Source organism: Variovorax paradoxus (assembly GCF_024734665.1).
Classification (GTDB): Bacteria; Pseudomonadota; Gammaproteobacteria; order Burkholderiales; family Burkholderiaceae_C; genus Variovorax.
In genome coordinates this window covers 6,591,140-6,611,146 of the sequence record NZ_CP102931.1, presented here as the reverse complement: position 1 = coordinate 6,611,146, position 20,007 = coordinate 6,591,140, and the positions used below count along the sequence as shown (strand labels likewise).

The following is a 20,007-nucleotide window of genomic DNA, read 5'->3' as shown; positions in this document are numbered from 1 at the left end:
ATGAACAGCAGCATTCCTCCCCAAGCCTGGGTGCCAGTCGACGAACAGATCGGCTGGTACGGCAAGCTGCCGGCAGCCGGCGACTTTCTCTACCGCCGCATGCCGCGCGAGTTGCAGGCCTGGTGGGACCGCTGGATGCAGAACGGCCTGGGCAGCTTCAAGCGCTGGCCTGACGCGATGACGCGGCACTACGCCGTTGCGCCGGTATGGAACTTCGCGATTCCTGCCACGCAGGGCGTGGACGCCGTGCAGTTCGGCTGCATCGCGCCGAGTTGCGACCGCGTGGGCCGCTACTACCCCGTGTGCATCACGCTGCAGGTGGTCGCGCAGAACTACCGCCCGTCGGTGCTCGAAGGCTCGGCCGCGTGGTACTGGCAGTGCGGCACCGCGCTGCTGCAGGCCATCCGCCACGGCGTGGCGCCCGACCAGTTCGACAGCCAGGTGCTGGCCGCGGGCCGTGCCGGCTTCCAGACCGCCAGCGGCGGCTCGGACGACATCCTTTCGATCCTCGGACCTACAGCCGGTGGCGCGAGCGCCCAGCAGCCCCTGGGCTGGCCAGAGCTTCCACTGTGCTTCGACCCTTTCGGCAGCACCAGCTACTGGTGGACCAACCAAGCCGACGGATCGCCGTTGCGGACCGCTGCCCATGGTGGCGGCCTCAACACACCGCTGTTTTCCAAGTTGTTTTCGCAGGGGCATGTGCCATGGGCATGAAGAAGAGCCAGACCGGCCATAGGGGCCACAGCAGTCCCGCAGGAGGAGAAGCATGACGACGACGCACGGCATCGGGAGCCCACCGGCCGAGACGGATGACGAACGGCCGCACCCGCTGGGCGTGAACCACCGGCTGGCCGAATTCGAACTGCTGGAAGTGATCGGCGAAGGCGGCTTCGGCATCGTCTACCGCGCCTACGACCACTCGCTGCAGCGCGAGGTGGCCATCAAGGAATACATGCCCTCGATGCTCGCGCGCCGCGTGGGCGACAACAGCGTGCACGTGCGCTCCGAGCGGCTCACGGCCACTTTCCAGGCGGGCCTGCGCAGCTTCATCAACGAGGCGCGCACGCTGGCGCAGTTCAGCCACCCGGCGCTGGTGCGCGTGCATCGCTTCTGGGAGGCCAACTCCACCGCCTACATGGCGATCCAGCTCTACAAGGGCCGCACGCTGCGCCGCCTGGCCGAGGACGAGCCGGGCAGGATCACCGAGCCCTGGCTGCTCGGCATGCTGGGGCCGCTGCTGGGCGCGCTCGAGACGCTGCACCGCAGCCAGTGCTTCCATCGCGACATCGCGCCCGACAACATCTTCATCCAGCAGGACGATCTGCCGGTGCTGCTCGACTTCGGCGCGGCGCGCAAGTCGATCGCCGACCTCGTCGACGAAGTGGCGGTGATGGTGAAGTCGGGCTACTCGCCCATCGAGCAGTACGCCGACGACAACACGCTGCTGCAGGGGGCGTGGACCGACATGTACGCGCTGGGGGCAGTGCTGTACCGCGCGGTCACGGGCCATCCGCCGCCTTCGGCCGTGGTGCGCAGCGTGCAGGACGCCTACGTGCCCCTGTCGTCGATGGGCCGCGACGACCTGAGCCCGAGCTTCTGCGCCGCAGTCGACCACACGCTGGCCGTGCACAGCAAGGACCGCACGCAGACCGTGGCTGCCTTCGCGGCCGAGCTGGGGCTGGTGAAGCTCGGCGACATCTACGTGAGCGGCATGAGCGCGCCGACGGTGATCATCCCCGCGGCGCCCGTGTCGGCGACGCCGCCACCTCCGCCGCTGGTGCCGCAGCAGTTCTCGCCGATGTCGGCGCCGGTGCCGCTGGAGCCGATGCCTGTGGCAGCGCCGGAGCAGCCGAGAGCAGCGCCTGCGCCCGCACCGCAGGACCGCAGCAAGGGGCAAGGCCACAAGGCCGCCGCACCAACCGCGCAGAAGAGCAAGCTCAAGCGTCCGCCGTGGGGCATGGTGGGCGCGCTGCTGATCGCACTCGTGGCCGTGGGCAGCTGGATCGGCCTGCGCCTGACCTCGGGCATGCAGCCGCAGGAGACCAAGACCGCGATGGTGCCGGTGCCGCCTCCGGCCGCGCCGATGTCGAGCAACACCGCGCCGCCGGCGGCGATGCCACCGGCCACCACCACCGATGGCGTGCCGGCCGCGCCTGGAACGCCTGTGGCCGGCGGTAGTGCCGCAGCACCACCGCCCGCCGCACCGGCCAGTGCGCCCGCCGCTACAGCCACGGCGCCGCTGACACCGCTGGAGAACGTCCCGGTCGGCCCACCGGCCGCGCCGCCCGAATCCGCGCTGGCCACCGCCGAAGCCGAAGACTGGAACCTCGCGCAGACCGAGAACACGCGCGAAGGCTACGAGGCCTACCTGCGCCGCTACCGCCGCGGCGTGCATGCGCGCGAGGCGCGCAACGCAATCGCCGAAATCAACCGGCTCTCGCCGCCGTCAGTGCCCGTCGCGCCCGGCACGTTGCCGCCGGGGACCACGACGACGACCGTGGCGGGTGCCACACCCGCCGGGACGCCCGGCGCACCTGCAGCTGCTCCCGCCACGCCTGCGGCGTCGCCCGGCATGGGCCGGGTGGTGTTCAACGTCCGCCCCTGGGGCCAGGTGTTCGTCGACGGCGCGGACCGCGGCGTGAGCCCACCGCTCAAGTCACTGTCGCTGCGCCCGGGCATCTACAACATCGAAGTGCGCAACGGCGACCTCGAGGTGTTCCGGCAGCGCGTGACCGTGCAGGACAGCAAGTCGGCGCCTGTGGTGAGCCACGAGTTCAAGTAGTACGGTCTGCGCCGCGGCTGGCTCCCGCGTTCATTTGGCGCCGCGCAGCGCGCGGCGGTACTGCACCGCCTCCGCCACATGCGCCGCCTGCACTGCGTCCGCCCCCTCCAGATCGGCGATCGTGCGAGCCACCTTGAGCGCGCGGTGCGTGCTGCGCGCCGACCAGCCGAGCTTGTTTGCCGCGTTGAACATGAACTTGCGCGCCGTGTCGTCGAGCACGGCATGCCGGTCGATGGCAGAGCCCTGCAGCGACTGGTTGGCGTGGCCTTGCCGCCGTATCGCACGCTCGCGCGCATCGACCACGCGGGTGCGGATGCTGTCGGTCGATTCGCCCGGCGGCGCTTCGAGCAGCAGCTGCGCCGACACCGCTGGCACTTCGATGTGCAGGTCGATGCGGTCCAGCAGCGGGCCGCTGAGCTTGCCCTGGTAGCGCGAGACCTGGTCTGGCGTGCAGCGGCAGGGTCTCGACGAAGAGCCCAGGTAGCCGCAAGGGCAGGGGTTCATGGCGGCAATCAGCTGAAAGCGTGCCGGGAATTCGGCGCGCCGCGCGGCCCGGGCAATGGTGATGGTGCCGGTTTCCAGCGGCTCGCGCAGCGCCTCCAGCGCCGAGCGCGCGAACTCGGGGAATTCGTCGAGAAAGAGCACGCCGTGGTGCGCCCGCGAGATTTCTCCGGGTCGGGGTGGAGAGCCCCCGCCGACCAGCGCCACCGCGCTAGATGTATGGTGCGGCGAGCATGTTGGCCGGCTCATCCACCGCTCGGTGGCAAAGCGCCCGCCCAGGCTGGCCACGGCCGCGCTTTCCAGTGCCTCGTCGATGTGCATCGCCGGAAGCAGGCCCGCGAAGCGCTGCGCGAGCATCGACTTGCCCGAACCCGGCTCGCCCACCATCAGCAGGCTGTGACCGCCTGCCGCCGCGATTTCGAGCGCGCGCTTGGCACCGGCATGTCCTTTCACTTCAGACAGGTCTGCGTACTGCGGCGGAATCGCGCCGGGCGCGGCCTGGACGCGCGCCCAGCCGTCGTCGTCAGGCGATTCGGGCAGCTGCGACGCGGCATCGCTGCCTTCTGCGATGAACTGGCGCACCACATCGAGCAGGTGCTTCGCGCCATACACCTCGCCGCCCGGCACCAGTGCGGCCTCCTGTGCACTCTCCAGGGGCAGCACCAGCCGCGTGGCAACGCCGCGCGTATGCAGCGCCAGTGCCATGGCCAGCGCACCACGAACGGGCCGCAGCTCGCCCGACAGCGACAGCTCCCCGGCGAACTCGTGGCCGGCGAGCCGGGCGTTGTCGATCTGCCCGCTGGCCGCGAGGATGCCCAGCGCAATCGGCAGATCGAAGCGACCGGAGTCCTTCGGCAGGTCGGCTGGCGCAAGGTTCACGGTGATGCTTTATGTAGCATTGAAATCTTGAGTCAGGTACCCGATACAGGTTCTCACAAGGCGCACGGCGCCCCTCTGGATCGCTGACAGCACTACTCACGATGGAGCAGGCAATGCAAGACCCGGGCATCACTTTGGCGGTTCTCACAAAGCATCGCGTTTATCTCCGTGACTACCTCTGGCAGATGCAGTTCGACTCTCACGAACTGCAGTTGTCCTGCAACTCCTGGCCCTGGCTGATGATTGTGGAGCTGGAAAGAGAGGGTCGAGTCGAGCGGGTCCAAGACGCCTACGCTCGTGCGTTCAAGCGCATATTGCGATGGATTTCACAGCATGCAGATCTGCATTCGTTTGCGAACCATCGGCCGTGTCAGGTGACAGCGCTGGGCCTTCGAGGCTTTCTCATGAAATCTGAGGACCTCGCGGGGAGTGATCTAGATCGAGGGATTCTGCGGGACTTATACACATTCATAAGTGTCCTTTTCCGACTCGGGGCGAGCGTCTTCGACGCTGATCTATCGAAAGGTCGGGTGGGCTTCAAGTCACGAAGACGGTACCTTGCTGTGCCAAGACCCCTACTGAGTGATGGGACAGACGACATAAGCCTCGAAACAGGTCCTCCGCTAGCTGTCACTCCGTTTGAAAAATACGTCGATCTCAAAGCCAATCAACTTACCAAGGTCGCCGCTGACCTTGACCGCGTGAGAAGCGCGTGTATCGCCGACCTTGAGCAGGGCAGCCAGGCAAGGAAGATGCTTCTCGAACTGGGTGCACGCGAACCTAGCAGCGAGAGTCTTGAAAAAATCAGCATCTTCAATGCCAAAACAAAATCGCTGACTCGAGATTTGCGGCGCAACGGGACGCAGGTCGACGAGATTCTCAACGTGGTCGCTTACCAGATCGCGAGCAAGAGGCTCTACGAAAAGGGCTCGCCTGCATATCAAGTTCCGATGCTACGGTTGGTCGTCAGACTGCTGTTTGGCTTGGACATCCCCTTCACAAGCCATAAGGTTCTTGAGATAGGCTTTCGAGCGAGCGCTGAAGAAGTATTTGCCGCGACGCTGCTGTTGCAAACGTATTGTGGTTGGAACTTTTCCACGCTCATGGCGTTGCGCGCTGAGGGAATTCGTGTCGCCGGCGGCCTCGTCGAATTGACGGGTGGGTTTAAAAGCAAAACTGATGACGACGCGCCGCCTTTCGCGCTCGAGGCTGCAGCTCCAGGCGTTGAGCGAGCCATCGAGCTTTTGGAATGGAACCGCAGGGCGTTGATTCTGTGCGGGTACCTGCCTTCATCCTTCGAAGGTCTCTTCGTCACCGCCAAAAGTTGCCGCATGGGCGGGTTCCATCCCATAGTTGCTCTGGAGAACTTGATTTCGAGACGGCGACTTCCGCGATTCACCTTAGACCAGGTCAGGACGCAGGTGCTCTATCACGCCGGCATCGATCGGGGTGGAATTGAAAGAGCGAACCGAATGGCCGGTCATGCAAGCATCGGTACGACCGGGGGTTACTTGAAGCAGTTGGCCGCGGATCGGCTGCACTCAGCATCCAATCTCGAGTTTCAGCGAAGACTGGAGAGCGAGGTTGTCTATGCAGTGAAGCCCAGGCAGCGGAAGCTATTGAAGGGCTTGACCGCGATCGGGGACGGTGCGAGTTGTATCGATCCTCAAAACCCGCCGGTCGATCGCTCACTCGGTTCTGACGAATGTCAGGGGCAACTTTGCCATAGCGCGGGTGGGTGCCCGAACCGAAGAATTGTCATTGATGAGAATCGAATGACAGAAGTTTTGCGCACGCGCATTCACTATCAGAAACGACACCACGCGATGAGCGAGGCGAACATAGAACATTTTGAAAAGTTCTCGTTGCCAGCTATCGCATTCAATGAAGCGTTGCACAGCGTCCTTGAGCATGGCCCTCATGCGGGTGCGTATGCGGAGCTTGAGCGCAAACTGGAGGCGAACCGAAATGCCGCGGCTTAGTACCCGCACCAAGGTTGTGGATCCACTTGACGCGTTGGAACCGGACGCGAAGGGGTGGAACTATCAAGCACTGGATCTATGCACCTCGGCCCAGATCTCGGCAGTAGGTAGGACTAGCATAAGTCTTCAGAATTGGGATGCTGGCGTAGACGAGAAGCAGCACATAGTTCTGGACTTCTCGGAGTTCTGGCTCCCGGCCTCAGGCCTGTACCCCGCGAAACGGCTCTCGGAAGACGCGCTGCTTTCGACAACGATCGTTCTGTCCATCGACAGCTATCTGAGTCGCGTCGGCAAGGGAAAGTCGACGTCACAAACGGCCTTGGGAATTTTGAGGTTCCTCGCCAGGGCCTGGGAGTGGGGCTATCTCAATGATCTTTACCGTCCCTGCGATTGGACGGGGGCTCATTTTCGACGACTCTGGCGCCAGCTGAAGGAAGGTGGATGGCCGCGAGCACTGGACATCAAGAAGCGAACGCTTGCCGCGATGACGAATGCATACGACATCGATGAGCTGCTCTGGCCGATGCACACCACAAGTGGAAACCCTTCAGTGCGACAGGTTGGGGTGCAAGCATGGCTTCATACGAATCTAGCGACCAGATCGCTTGCCCAAACGCGCGCGCTGCTGCTCCGTGCAATACACATCGATGTCCCAGAGCCCGACGAGCCGAAGTACTCGCAATCGCTGTTCAGGATGATCATGCAAGAGTTGCAAAGGGTCTCTCAGCTAGAAGCTCCATATGGATTTTCGGTCGATCCCTTGACTGCTATCGGGCCTTCTGCGGGCAAGACCGGAGTACGGTCGAAGAGAACGCCGAATCTGGATGTCGAAACCGCTGTGAAGCTCTTGGAGTGCTCTCTCCATTGGGTTCACTCCTATTCGGGCCCCATCATTGCGCTTGTAGAGGAAGTTCTGGATGTCGCAAAGGAAAGCCACGGTCTGAACGACTACGCGAGGCGTAAGAAATACCGCGCATTCCTGGACCAACTACCTGCGAAGAAGTTGGTCGGAGTCTTGACTGGTGTGGACCTGAATTTGACTCAAGGCCGCCAGGCCGGCGCGATCATGATGCATCACTTGGTAGGAATGCTGACCACCGCAGCCTTCATCGTCATTGCTGTGATGAATGCTCGTCGTCGCGATGAGATCTGCCATCCAAAACTTGGCTTGAAGACAGGAGCGATTCGCATCATCAACAAAGAGTTTGATATTTATGAAGGCACTTTTTATATAGAAAAAAGCGCCAAGTCATACGTCGATTTTTTTGTCAACCGTTCAACCTATGTCGCGTTCGAGGTGCTTGAAAATCTCAACAAACTCTATGTGGCAACCGAACAAGCCACTTCGTTGCCGACTGCGGATCCAGAAAAGACGAGTCTTTTTTGGCAGCGACCCGTACGCATGGTGGATGGCTTGAGCAGGTCCCGCACCTGGTTCGTTTTCGACAAGAGTCCTCGCAGCGTTGCATCAAAGTTCGTCAGACACGCCCTTGGCGGCGGCGAAAAAACATCGTCCATCGCCTCACACATGTTCAGGCGGTTTTACGCACTGATCTTTATCTACCGCTATGAGAACGGAACATTGCAGGCACTTGCTCACCAGTTTGGCCACCTCAATCTTGCCGTTACGCAGAGGTATGTGACCGATGCATCGCATATGTTGGAGATCGAGCGCATCCCGATCGATCTGCTCAAGACGCTTGACGTAGAAGCGCAGGCCGTCCGGGATGATCAGAAAGGCATTGCCCTGGTCCTTGAGGAGGTGGCGAAGGAGAAGCTTGAGAAAACCGTGAGTGGCCTGTTGGACGGAGAAAATCTTTCGGGTGGGTTTGCACGATTGGTACGCAGACTGCACAACAAGTTGATCTTGAGCGTGGACTACTCGGAAATGGATAGAGCAGCCCAAGCAAGAAGACTGACGCAGACCCTGGTCCAAAGGGGACATTCGCTACAGGCGTTTCCGCATGGCGAATGCATGGCCGGCAGCGAGGGAAAGCGGCGCGCTGGTAACTGCTATTCAACTGAGAAGGAGCGTCTGGACCGTTCTACTGCCTCCCCTATGACTTGCGCGCGGTGTCCGTATCACGTCGTGTCGCGCGGCTATCTCCAAGCGCAGCGAAACGATCTGAAGGCGCTAGAACAACAGGCTGCGGAATGTCACATCGGTTCGGTTCAGGCACGCCGTTTGAGCCAAGAGATCGAGAACCTCCTTGCAGCGATTCAGCTGCACTCCACGCGATTGGAAATGGCGCAATGAAAGCAGCAAAGCCCAAGCAGCGGGGAGCGCCTCCAATCGCGGCCAAGAACGCGGCGGATGCTCTGACAAACATTTTGCAGAAGCGCGATTTGCTGATTCAGACCTTGAGGAACCATGGCAAAGCAGAGGGATCGACTGACGCCTTGAAAGCATTGCCAAAATCGATACGACAGTTCAATCTGTGGGATGGATCTTCTAACCATGCAACTCTTGATCGATCAGAGGTTCCGCGATGTCATCCGAACTCGAACCAGACACTTCGTGCGCATCCAGACGTGCGATTTGAGGTTCAGCAACTAATCGATTCAGTACGAAAGCACAGTGAAAGGCAGTCGCCGGATCGTCGTGAAGAATCAATCAGAGGATTGCAAGGGCGTTTGAAAGCCGAAAGGGATCTGACTGCGATCGCCAATCGCGAGATCATTCGAGCGCGATTTCTCCTGAGTGAACTGAGAGATAGCTATGACGTCGTCAAATATGCAAAACAGTCTTCCGACGCGGAAGCCAAAAGGATGATTGCGGAACTCCAGTCGAGGGTCTTGGCCCTCGAGGAGGAGAACGCCGATTTGAAAAAGAGACTGAGCAGAGACGCGAGACTACGTCGAGTATGACGCACGCTGACAATCTCCTTATCACTACTGTGCAGATGTCCGGCCGCAAGGAGTTCCTTGTGTACGACTTGAGCAGTGGACGGTTGGCAGACGACCTGACCGACTACGCAATCTTTCTTTCGAGGCAAGAGAAGCTCGATGAGAAAACGATCTCGACCCGCCTGTACCACTTGAAGAGGTTTTGGGCGTTTGTCAGGTTAAAGAACATCCGTCTCGAAGAGGAATTCGATGTCCGGGCGAGTCCGACATGTGCAGTTGCAACCCGTGCCATGTGCGATTCCCTGCTGACAGAGTTTCGCGATGCTGAGTTCAGGGCTGTCCAACACGCTGCGCGAAGCAAGCAGAAGGCTCGTACTTCAATGGAAACAGTCAACACTAGGCTTCGCGCTGTCTATGTTTGGCTTTGCTGGTTGCAACAGGATGAGCGTGTTCCTGCCGGATTGATCGGCCCCAGAGGCGCGCGCGTGCGGTCTGCACTTCCCGAGCATACAAAAGCAGCTGGCCGAAAAGATACCCGCTATAAATGGTCCGGCGTACGACAGACGGACTACCCACTGTTGTTTCGAAGGACGGGAAAGGCTTCCAAACACAAGCGAGTGTTTGTACCCTCCAACGATGAACGCTTGAAAGTGGTGGAGATGATGCAGGCCGACGCCGCACTTCCTTTCGTCGCTCACCGGAACGTCCTGATCGTAGACATTGCCAGCGCCACGGGCCTGCGAAGGGCATCGATTAATTCGTTGCTTGTCGAACAGTTTTCTCAGCCGGCGCTTGGAGAGTTTGTGTACGTGGTCCCAAACCATCAGAAGTTCGGCTACGAAGATGGCTTTGCTTTTCCAACCTGGCTTTATCTGAGGGTTCAGCAGTACATCAGACACTATCTTCTGCCGATGTCCAAATGCCGAGGATGGTTGGCCGGTCAGATGCACGGTCGGCTCTTTCTCTCTTCGCGCGATGGTCGTCCGCTCGAAGATCGAACCCTGACGCAGATCCTGGGACGGTACATGCGCCTAGCTTTGGACGCTCCACCTGGAGCAGCCGTACACGCATTCCGGCATCGATTTATTAACGTTGCGATCATGGAAGAGATTCGCTACAGGCTTGCAGCTGGACTGGACACCTCAACCGACGCGATCACCGCAGCCGTAGGAATGAAGGTGGGCCATAAAAATCTCGAGTCGATCCGACCTTATGTCATCTATCAGCAGTCCGTCGAACTCGCTCGTAAAGAAGTCGTGGGTGCAAGCTTCGAGTAACGCCCAGAGGGCGAACTTCTCGCGACTCTTCGTCATCTGCGGTAAGCGCGCGGTGAAGGCATCTTGATTCACTGAGAGGCTGCAGGCATCGTGTCCGCGATGAATGCTGTGGTTAAGCGGGCCAAGTTCCGTAAACACAGCGCGCAGTTCAAGGCCGAGGTCCTGGAGGCGTGCCGGCAAGCTGCGCAACGAGATCGCCATCGTCGTGCCGCAACACCGTGCCCATATCTCAGGTGGCGGCTAGTCGGTGATCCGACCTTCAAGAAAGCCGTCGACGAAAGCATCGAGGCGCTGGTGAGATCAGGCGATCTCGCCAAGCTATACGACAAGTGGTTCCTGAATCGGCCTAGATGGGACGCGCTACAGTGCGCAGGTATCTCCAACCAAGAAACTCCATGCCACAACAAGAGATTCCTGCGGGCCCGGAAGGAGTAGCAACATCTGCTGTCAAAGTGAATGCAACCAAGCCTCTATCGGAGAGTCCTCTCAAACGACTCTCTCGCTCCCTGTGGTGGAGGACACATTGGCTGTTGCCCAATTTGTTGCCATCGCCTGGGCGAGACCGTGAGTATCAGCTCAAGCACGATTTGGAGGCGAACCAGGAGAGCCGCGTCCCTGCAGAGGAGAATTTGCGTCTTAGTGCGTTCTGGGCCATGGAAATTTTCGGCCCAACTGAAAGCGACCGACTGTATTCCGCCCTGGAAACGCTTGGTTGGTCCGCTGGTTTCAGATCACACAACGAGGGGGGTGCACTTGAATGGGTCCAGCAGCAACGAACCTACGGCCTTGGCGGTACGTATAACGTCGGCTACGTAACCAAGCGTGCCGACCGAGGAAAGTATCTTCTTAAGGGAAACTATGCTTCGCTTCCCGATGAGGTGGATCACCTGATAGTTAGGCTTCACCAGGTAGTGCCCTCAGTGACTTGCGTTGTTGTGTGCTTCGTCATGAAGCCTGAGGCTGCCACCAGATACGAACGTGAACTCAATAAGGACCGGATCTCGCAGCGACAGAGACTGCCCGATTGGACCATAGGTGAGCTTGACCCCGTGCATCTAAAACAACGCGCAATGGCACGCGCGAGGGAAGATGTGCTTTTGATGGCCCACAAATGGTTTCGTGTTCATCTTCCCGGGTTTTTTGCTGCTACCAATCGACCCGAACGACATCCAGCAGCGGAATTTCTAACTACGGAATCGCAGGCACTGTTCTCTCAAGACTTCAGGGGGGGATTCTTTGACTGGCAACGAATTTTGGCCAACGTCGGACGATCCAGTGTTTGGACATGTCGAGAAATTCCAAGTTTGCAATTTACTGAGGAAAGGGCACGGTGGCCGCATGAGCATCGTTTCTGGCTAACAGTCAATCTAATAACGACGCAGTTGCCGACGAAGCAACTGGAGGTGTACGGGGCCGGGGAACGCGCATACATGCATATGTGCCACGAGAGGCTAGAGGGCCTTCTCTGCCACTTTGCAGTCACGGCATACCTTACTGAAGTATCCAGAGATTTGAAAGTCGCTCGCGAGGGTCTCAATGTCTCCCAGAACAAAGGCCGGGTATTTCGAAAGATTCAAGAAATTCAGCAGTTCTTCGATCAAAACCTGGGCATTCCCGTAGCGGCTCGTGAACTTGTTGAAGAGTCCAAATCGACAGGCCAGTATCGCCACGATTGCGAGGACTTCACTGCCCCCGCATGGGGGAAAGGTGAACCCGACGTTCAGATAGCTGAAGTATTGCGGGCAAGAGTCCACTCCCTAGCTTCCGGAATCATCGTAGATGAGTCTTCGACGAGAGAACACTTCGAACAGGTCTCCACCATCTTAAGCATTCAAGAAAGCATTCGAACTCAGCGCCGTATGGAGTTGCTGACCATCGCGGCACTCTTGGTTGGTCTCGGTTCGCTACTCGCTGCGCTCCCCGACAAATGGATAGCCAATATAAGCGCGATGTGGAAACTGCTTGTCAACTAACGGGTGATCTGTCCCTCGACAGGCATCGACAACAAGGCCACAACAGCCTCGCCAAAAAAACATGTCAAAACCATTTTCTCGGCCGAAGGTGCCCGCAGGAGCTTGTGAGTTCGGCTGGCAGTATTGGAATGCCCTGTACCAAGAGTTCAACACTTCCGGTTGGCGTTCCGAGGAGCGCTGGCAATTGGCAGCGCTTCATTCCAAGCACAGTCTGAACGCCTTGGCGCGGTGGGTGGTCGGGGGTTTGAAGGCTGCAGGGACGTCCGCGAAAGTGTCGGCGGAGTCCTTCTGGATCGACGGCACGCCTCAAGTGCAAGGCTACTTGCCGAGCGGCAAGAAGCTGGCGCAGTGCGAATTAGCAGACCTGCTGTTCATCGTGAACCAGATGGACATGACGGGAAAGCTCGTGAACCGCACTGGGGTGCTGTTGCAGGGCAAGACCGTGAAGCGCCACGACGCTCTGCCATCAAATCCTTCGACCAAGAAGGAGCGTCTGCTTCTCGAAGGTCTCTGCCGCACCCGACCACTATCTGTCTATAGGGACGTCAATCTGACAGGCCACATAGGAGACTACACGTTCGGCATTGGTACGGGTCTGAGGGACTGTGCACGGTATCTGATGATGCCGAAGAAGGCGAACTGGTGCCCAGGCTGCACCCCGTGCGAGCCGCTTCAAATTGGATGGCCGAAGAACCGCTCTTCGAACTCAATTGCCCCGACGACCAGCTTCTTGGCAGCCATGCGGGACCTCGCGATATCTGGCACCGTCGGGCGTGTGATTCGGGACAAAGGCCCTGCTGCAGCCTGTGAATGGTCAAGATTGGTCTGGGACCTTCTCGGTGACTTTAAGCCCGGTCCGATGACGGGGTACGGCGGCCAATCGCGAGCCAACAGCTCCAACGTGATGTCGTTCATGGGATCGAACTACGACGGCTACGTCGAGGATCCGCCAGCGCCGCCGCCAGAACTGCTCAGTTCACTTGATGTGCCACCGGCTATCAGTGTGATTCAGGTGAACATTCGCACCTTCCCGATCGACCAACGACCAGTGGGCTGACACCCATCGGAGTCGACAAGAGATGCGGCAGGGCAGACGGCCCCCACCACCAGACCCATCGAAGGATTGGCTCAAGCGAATGCCCATACCCAGGGGTTGCCGAAGCGGATTCGAGATACTGAGCGGCGATGCCGCAAAATCCCGGCATCCCCAACAGCCTCTCGTTTTCATGACACTGCGAACGAACTACGTCCTGATCGACTTCGAGAACGTCCAGCCGGAGGCGGTGGCAATGCTCGATCACGAGCACTTCAAGGTCATCGTCTTCGTCGGCGCGACGCAGAACAAGATCCCATTCGAGATCGCCAACGCATTGCAACGGATCGGAAGCAACGCGGAGTACGTGAAGATCTCGGGCAATGGGTCGAACGCCTTGGACTTCCATATTGCCCTCTATATAGGGCAGCTGGCAGCTGCAGACCCAACGGCATTTTTTCATGTCATCTCGAAAGACACCGGCTTCGACCCGCTGATCAAACATCTCAAGGACAAGAAAGTGCTTGCGGCTCGCTCGAGAGACGTCACGGACATTCCGTTTTTTAAGATGTCTAACACGCGGTCACTCGAGGATAAGCTGTCGGTCGTCCTGACCAAGCTGCAGCAGCTCGGTACATCCAAGCCGCGAACGGTCAAGACCCTGTCCAGCACGATTTCCTCGCTCTTTCAAAAGCATTTGGCTGAGGAGGAAGTCACGGCTATCGTGGCGGAAGTCCAGACCAAAGGCTGGGCGGCGGTGGTCAACGAGAAAGTCACCTACGCGTTGCCCCCGGCTTGACGCCGTAGTTAGCTCGATTTCGTGCAATGACAAACGCAGCAGACCAACGATGACCACGTGCTGGATTTGCGGTGAGGCGGCAACCACCCACGAGCACATGATCAAGGCGTCCGACGTCAAGGCGGTGATGGGCCTCAACGTCACGCAGAAGTCCCCACTGTTCTTCCATCAGGCAGACCGACGCAACCAGCCCGTCGGGAGCATCAAGTCAGGGAAGCTGAAATACAACACCCCGATCTGTGCCTACTGCAATCATCAAAGGACGCAGCCTCACGATGTTGCCTGGGAGAAGTTGTCGCAAGGTTTGCGCTCCTATGACCCGCCGATTCGGAGCGGCACGATGGTGCGGCTAGGCGGTATCTTCTCAGGCGGTGTACGCGATGGAATGCTTGGCGCGCACCTCTTCTTTCTAAAGCTGTTTGGCTGCTTAATCGTCGAGCACACTATCCCGATCGAGATCGAGCCCTTCTCGCATGCCATTCTCAATGGCATGCCACACCCCAGGGTACGCATTGTTTTCGGAACCCGGGCGTCGGCGCAAACCCAGCGACGACTCGCGCGCACGCCGGTGAACGCTTACCTAGTGGACGGCGAACTCGCTTGGGCGCACTGGGAGTACGAGGTCGACCGACTGATAGTCAGGATTATCTATCTTGGGACCGAGAAGCTTCACCCGCCGGTGGCCAATTCCTGGCATCCATCGACCATGCGCAACTATCTGCGCATCGCGGGCTTTTGATGAGTAGCGTGGAGGCCGCTGCTGAGCAGCGCAGGCACCGCGGCACCTGTGTGCTGTGTCAAAAGGACGCGGAACTGCGAATCTCGCACGTCATTCCAAATGCGATTTTCCGGGGTATCAAGCGAGAGAACTCCGGAAAAATGATCACCTTTGATGACGCACCGGAGGGCGACATCGATACGACGATTAATAGCTGGTCGGAGCGGCTGCTGTGCGGGGCGTGCGAGATGCTGGTCGGGCGATGCGAAAAAGTGTTCTTCGACACGATGCGCAGCACTCGTTCTGCTGTGCGACGCGCGCATCCCGCTGGCGTCACTTTCCAGGCAATCAACCATGCGGCGCTGAAGCTTTTCTTCATGAGCTTGCTTTGGCGTGCCGCTGTCTCGGTGCAAGAGGTTTACTCAAAAGTCTGGCTGGAAGCCTCTCTGAAAGAGCGGCTGCGAACCTTGCTTCTGGCACAGCAGGCGGCCCCAGCGCGTTTGTTCGGTGTGCGTGTCTCAATCCTGACGGATACAACACGCTCACAAGAGCGGCGGCTTACGTCAGCGGAGCTCAAGCAGATATCGATCTCTCCGTTTGACCGGCAGCACGCAAGGTCAGTGTCTTTTGTCTTCGTGCTGGAGGGCTACCTGGCGGAGATCTTCGTGCCTCGCGTGACGCCAGAGCAGGTGCGAGCGCCAGGGCTTTTGCCGAGCGCGGGGATATGGTTCGTGCCGTTCCTCGACACCTTCGAGGTCGAGGAACTCGTGAGGGCTTTCGTCGCGGGAGTGGCCAAGGATATGGCCGCCCAAGCCTTGAAGACCGAACGCTGAACGCGTGGTCGAGGCCATAGATGCTGTCCAGCGGTTCGCGGAATTCTGACCTCCCGGAATGGCTTAGCTATCGAACAGATCTGTCGACCTCATCGAGCGGCTGAATATCCACCCGCTAAAGTCCACGCATCAGACTTCTCGACCCAAGTATGCCGCTGCACCCAGAGTATCTTGTTGAACGCTCAGCCACCTTCAAGCACGACGACGGAAGCTCCAGCGCCCGAGCGCTTTCAGCGTGGCGTCATCTTGATGCTTACGTGCTTCTCGGTGAACCCGGCGCAGGAAAGTCGACTGCATTTGAACAAGAGGCAAGAGCGATCGGCCTTGGTGCGCGATATGTCACCGCGCGGAGTCTTCTGACACTCGGAGCTCCGGACGGCTGGACCGACGAGATCTTGTTCATCGATGCGCTCGACGAACGACGCGGTGATTCGTCCAATTTTCTGAGTTCTCTCGACGAGCTTGGCCAGAAATTGAATCAACTCGGGCGCCCGCGTTTTCGGCTGTCATGTCGCGAGGCTGACTGGTACATCAATGGAGCGGCCGAATTGGCTCGTGTCGCCCCTGCTGGCCAGGTGACAACTCTTTGGCTTGACCCATTGACCTTCGAGGACGTCGAGTCGCTGCTCGGGCTATGGTCTCCGCGGCGAGTCGCCGATCCGCAAGTCTTCCTGCAACGAGCGCAGCAGCATGGAATGACACCGTTGCTCGGCAATCCTCTTTTGCTCGGGATGCTCGTAGATGCTGTCAGCGGAAACGATTGGCCTGGCAGCAGAAACGAGACATATGAACTCGCTTGCAAAAAGATGGCTGTCGAACACAACGAAATACGACGCCGCAGCGCTGCATCGCCGCCTGTTCTCACCCAGGACACCTTGGCGGCAGCCGGTCTGCTCTGCGCGCTAATGCTCCTCTCGGACGCGCACGGCTTCACGATGGACCCGAACGACGACGAGAAAGGCGTCATCCCATTCTCGACCTTGCCAACGGAGTTTGCTTGGAGCGCAAGAGCGACGTCGGAGTGTCTGAACTCCAAACTGTTCATCGCGGATGGGGACCGTCGGGTACCGCGACATCGCACTATTGCCGAATTCCTGGCAGCGAAGGCACTGGCTCAAAGCATTGATCGCGGCCTTCCCGTGCAACGGGTGCTCGCGATGATGTGTGGCCGTGACGGCCGTATCGTGGAGCCGCTGCGCGGCTTGTATGCGTGGCTTGCGGTGCACTGCGTACGCGAGCGGGCTTACCTTGTCGACCGGGACGCGCTGGGGCTGGTGCTGTACGGCGATGTGCGTCACTTCTCCGTGCCAGAAAAGCGAAGCATTCTGGAGGCCCTCTATCGTGAGGGCGCGCGCTTTCGCTGGTTTCGAAACGAGAACTGGGATGCTCATCCGTTTGGTGCGCTCGGCACGCGCGACATGGAACAGACGTTTCGCGAACTGCTCACCTCGACTGCGCGTGAACCCGCCCACCAGGCGCTGCTGGATTGCCTGGCCGATGCCATCATGCAAGGAGAGCACGCGTTGCAGTTGCCTAAAGAACTCGAACGCGTTGCTCGGGACTCGAGCTATTGGCCGCAGGTACGGCGCGCAACACTCGACGCATGGCTCTCAAAAGGCGGCTATGACATCTATGCCGCAAAGCGTCTGCTGGAAGACATTCGAACAGGCGCGGTTGCCGATGAGGATGACCAATTGCTTGGCATGCTGCTGACCGCGCTGTACCCAGCTCACATGTCAACGGCAGAGGCCCTCCGGTATCAGAGACCCAGACGGCAGGAGTTCAACATCACCCGGTTCCACATGTTCTGGGCTATTGATTTCTTGCGTCTGATTCCAAAGGCGGAGCTCCCGGCCACCGCAGATGCGCTTGCCGCGCGCCTCGCTTCGGAAGGCCGCAGCAGTGATGAAGAGGGTGCGACCCGAGCACGCGACGAGACGCGAGAACTTGCCCTGAAAGTTGTCGCCGCAGCCCTGCGAGCTGACACGCCCGGCCTGAGCGCGGAGCGCTTGTATACGTGGCTCGGCGTTGGAGTGAACGAATACGGCTCGTTCGAGGCGAGCGGCGACGAGGCACAGGCCATTGCCGAGTGGCTATCGAGCCATCCGGATCAGCGCCGCCTGGCGTTCGCGTATGGTCTTTTTCAAGTTGTTCCCGAGACGCGGGATGGGCGGCGCTACTTCTGGGTTGCAGAAGAGCGCATGTTTCGCTCCAAACGAGCTCGGAATTGGTTCCAGTGGCTGCTCGAGATCGCCGGCGCCACTGCCGATCCCGAGGTCGCGCAGTATTGCCTACAGGAAGCTGGGCGAGCAGCCATCAGCGAGATGCAGGATTCGTCTATTACTGTCGAGGAAATTGAGGATTGGGTCCGTCTGCACCGCGCTCAGTGGCCGCTCGCTGAGCAGTGGAAGACCGACGTGTTTGCCTGGCCTCTGGATGCATACCAAGGTGTCGACTACGCACGCCGCCAGAAGCAGCGTTCCAAGGCTGCGGCGGAACGAGCCGAGCGGCAGCAACAACTAGCGCCGCACCTTGCTGCCATTTCCACTGGGTTGGCAAATCCGCGCCTGCTCGATCAAGTGGTCAACGCTCATGCGAAGCGATATACGAACATCCGGGGCGAAACTCCGCTGGAGCGAGTCCAAGATTTTCTCGTTGTTGGCCCAGAGCAAGCGAATCGAGCAATCGAAGGGATCAAGGCGGCGCTTGCGAGGGCAGATCTGCCAAGCGTTGACGATGTGGCCTCGGCACTGGCCGGAGGAAAAATCCTCTACCTGAACTCGGTCTGCCTGCTGGCAGCCAAGCTCGCTCATGAGGAGCAACCGGATGCGTGGCGCTCCTGGCCCGCGCCACTGGTCGATACCATGCTCGCGTTCTGTCTCACCGGGGTCGATAGCGAATCTCCATCTTGGTATGCCGCGCTGGCGAACGAGCGTCCTCAGGTCCTGGCGCCCATCCTGCTGCGCTTCGCGCGCCCCGACTTGTCAAGGGACACCGGCCCGCAGCTTCAGCCGCTGTATATGCTTCGCGACGCAGGAGCTCCGGTGGAACTGGTACGGCTGGTGGTTCCCGAGCTGTGGCAAATCTTGCCGTCTCGCCCAAGCGCCGGACAGCTGCGCTTCGTCGACAACGTCATTCTCCCCGCATCGATGCTGCACCTTGACCAGCGCCAGTGGCACGACTTGGTAGAAGGCAAGCTGGCGGAGCCAGGCATCAGCGAAGAGCTTGCGATTGCGCTTCACGTGGCCGCGATGCGCTTTGATGTGGAGGTCCATTGCCATGCGCTGCTGAACCTCTGCGAGCACAACCCAGAGTGCACTAACGTTCTTGGAGACGCTCTCACGAACCTGCGGCGTGACGAGATCGCGCTCTTGACGCACTCGCCCGAGTCGGTCGGCCGCCTTGTTGCGCTGCTTGCGTCTGGTTTGTCTTCTGAACAGTCGGCGGAGGCTGCTACTTTTACGCCATCCGATCGCCGACGTGAGGCTGCGCAGACCCTGGTGCGTGCGATAGCCAGTGATACAAGTGGAGCCGCTGGATCGGAACTTCGGCGCTTGCGGGAATTGCCGGCTATGAGCGGCTGGGCGGTCTACCTGGACAGCCTGCTCTATGACCACGAACGCGTAGCCAACAGAGCTTCATTTATGGCCGCCTCTCCAGCGTTGGTCGCCCAGGTTCTTCTCAACAAAGCTCCGGCAAATGCACGCGATATGGCGGAGCTCGTGAGAGATCACTTGAAGCAACTGGCGCAACGAATACAGTTTGAGGAGTCGAACTGGCTCGAAAACTTCTATCGACCTGCAGCAGTGGGAAAAACTAGAAAATCTGGTGCTGGCAAGGTGCCTCAAGCAACCAAGCCAAAGATCGAGAACGACTGTCGTGACCTCGTCCACGGGCTCTTGCGGGATCGTGTACTGCCTCTGAATGTACAGATTGAGAAGGAGAGCTACGCAGCGGGTGACAAGCGCGCCGATCTTCAGGCGACAACCATCGCGGACGGACGACGGATCATTGTGCCGATCGAGGTGAAAAAGGACGATCACCCAGAAGTCTGGGCTGCGTGGCGCAACCAGCTAGCGGCGCGCTACACGTCGAATCCGGCCGCGGAAGGTATCGGCGTCTACCTCGTACTGTGGTTCGGGCATGGCTCAACGCGCGCCCCTGGCGGTGTGAAGCCAACATCGGCGGAGCAAATGGCCGGTTTGCTCAACGCGCTTATCCCCGCCGAGCGACGTGCTCACATTGTTGGCCTTGTGATCGACCTGTCGAGAGATCTGCGGTGATTTGTCACCGGTTATCGTACGAGCACGACTTTGGCGGTGCCGCAGGAGTTCCTCTGCTCGCCGCTTTCGAGCAAAGTGTTCCGGCTAGAAGAATTTTTTC

12 protein-coding genes and 1 pseudogene are annotated in these 20,007 nt (G+C 59.6%); 12 read left to right on the top strand and 1 reads right to left on the bottom strand.

The window, feature by feature from the left end; all coding sequences use genetic code 11:
- Complete coding sequence (gene tagF, locus NWF24_RS30920; protein ID WP_258351857.1) at positions 1 to 714, top strand: type VI secretion system-associated protein TagF; 714 nt, start codon at positions 1 to 3, stop codon at positions 712 to 714.
- 52 nt (positions 715 to 766) lie between these two features.
- On the top strand, positions 767 to 2,782 hold the full coding sequence (locus NWF24_RS30915) for a serine/threonine-protein kinase (RefSeq protein ID WP_258351856.1): 2,016 nt from the start codon (positions 767 to 769) through the stop codon (positions 2,780 to 2,782).
- A gap of 30 nt (positions 2,783 to 2,812) precedes the next feature.
- On the opposite strand, the pseudogene NWF24_RS30910 reads toward NWF24_RS30915, so the two are convergent.
- Positions 2,813 to 4,168, bottom strand: a pseudogene (locus NWF24_RS30910) (YifB family Mg chelatase-like AAA ATPase); the annotation flags it as partial.
- A 107-nt stretch (positions 4,169 to 4,275) separates the two neighbouring features.
- Here NWF24_RS30910 and NWF24_RS30905 point away from each other — a divergent pair.
- The 10 genes from NWF24_RS30905 (at position 4,276) to NWF24_RS30855 (ending at position 19,907) form a co-directional block, all read left to right on the top strand.
- A complete protein-coding gene (locus tag NWF24_RS30905) occupies positions 4,276 to 6,144 on the top strand; it encodes a hypothetical protein (RefSeq protein WP_258351855.1) in 1,869 nt (622 codons plus the stop codon).
- Positions 6,145 to 6,160: 16 nt separating this feature from the next.
- On the top strand, positions 6,161 to 8,401 hold the full coding sequence (locus NWF24_RS30900) for a hypothetical protein (RefSeq protein ID WP_258351854.1): 2,241 nt from the start codon (positions 6,161 to 6,163) through the stop codon (positions 8,399 to 8,401).
- Positions 8,398 to 9,012 carry a hypothetical protein gene (locus tag NWF24_RS30895; protein ID WP_258351853.1) on the top strand — a complete coding sequence of 205 codons (615 nt, stop codon included), beginning with the start codon at positions 8,398 to 8,400 and terminating at the stop codon, positions 9,010 to 9,012. The genes NWF24_RS30900 and NWF24_RS30895 overlap by 4 nt, the downstream gene beginning before the upstream one ends.
- Positions 9,009 to 10,268, top strand: a complete 1,260-nt coding sequence (locus NWF24_RS30890) for a hypothetical protein (protein ID WP_258351852.1) — start codon at positions 9,009 to 9,011, stop codon at positions 10,266 to 10,268. The genes NWF24_RS30895 and NWF24_RS30890 overlap by 4 nt, the downstream gene beginning before the upstream one ends.
- A gap of 395 nt (positions 10,269 to 10,663) precedes the next feature.
- Positions 10,664 to 12,241 (top strand): hypothetical protein, encoded by a 1,578-nt coding sequence (locus NWF24_RS30880; protein WP_258351851.1) that lies wholly within the window; start codon positions 10,664 to 10,666, stop codon positions 12,239 to 12,241.
- A gap of 61 nt (positions 12,242 to 12,302) precedes the next feature.
- The gene (locus tag NWF24_RS30875; RefSeq protein ID WP_258351850.1) at positions 12,303 to 13,298 is read left to right on the top strand and encodes a hypothetical protein; all 996 of its coding nucleotides are present in this window, start codon (positions 12,303 to 12,305) and stop codon (positions 13,296 to 13,298) included.
- 169 nt (positions 13,299 to 13,467) lie between these two features.
- Positions 13,468 to 14,073, top strand: coding sequence for a PIN domain-containing protein (locus NWF24_RS30870; protein ID WP_258351849.1), 606 nt, complete (start codon positions 13,468 to 13,470; stop codon positions 14,071 to 14,073).
- Between the two features lie 49 nt (positions 14,074 to 14,122).
- Positions 14,123 to 14,812: a hypothetical protein gene (locus tag NWF24_RS30865; protein WP_258351848.1), complete on the top strand. Its 690-nt coding sequence runs from the start codon at positions 14,123 to 14,125 to the stop codon at positions 14,810 to 14,812.
- Positions 14,812 to 15,624 carry a hypothetical protein gene (locus NWF24_RS30860; RefSeq protein ID WP_258351847.1) on the top strand — a complete coding sequence of 271 codons (813 nt, stop codon included), beginning with the start codon at positions 14,812 to 14,814 and terminating at the stop codon, positions 15,622 to 15,624. Before NWF24_RS30865 ends, NWF24_RS30860 begins: the two co-directional genes overlap by 1 nt.
- A 149-nt stretch (positions 15,625 to 15,773) precedes the next feature.
- Positions 15,774 to 19,907, top strand: a complete 4,134-nt coding sequence (locus NWF24_RS30855; protein WP_258351846.1) for a hypothetical protein — start codon at positions 15,774 to 15,776, stop codon at positions 19,905 to 19,907.
- Positions 19,908 to 20,007 lie beyond the last annotated feature (100 nt).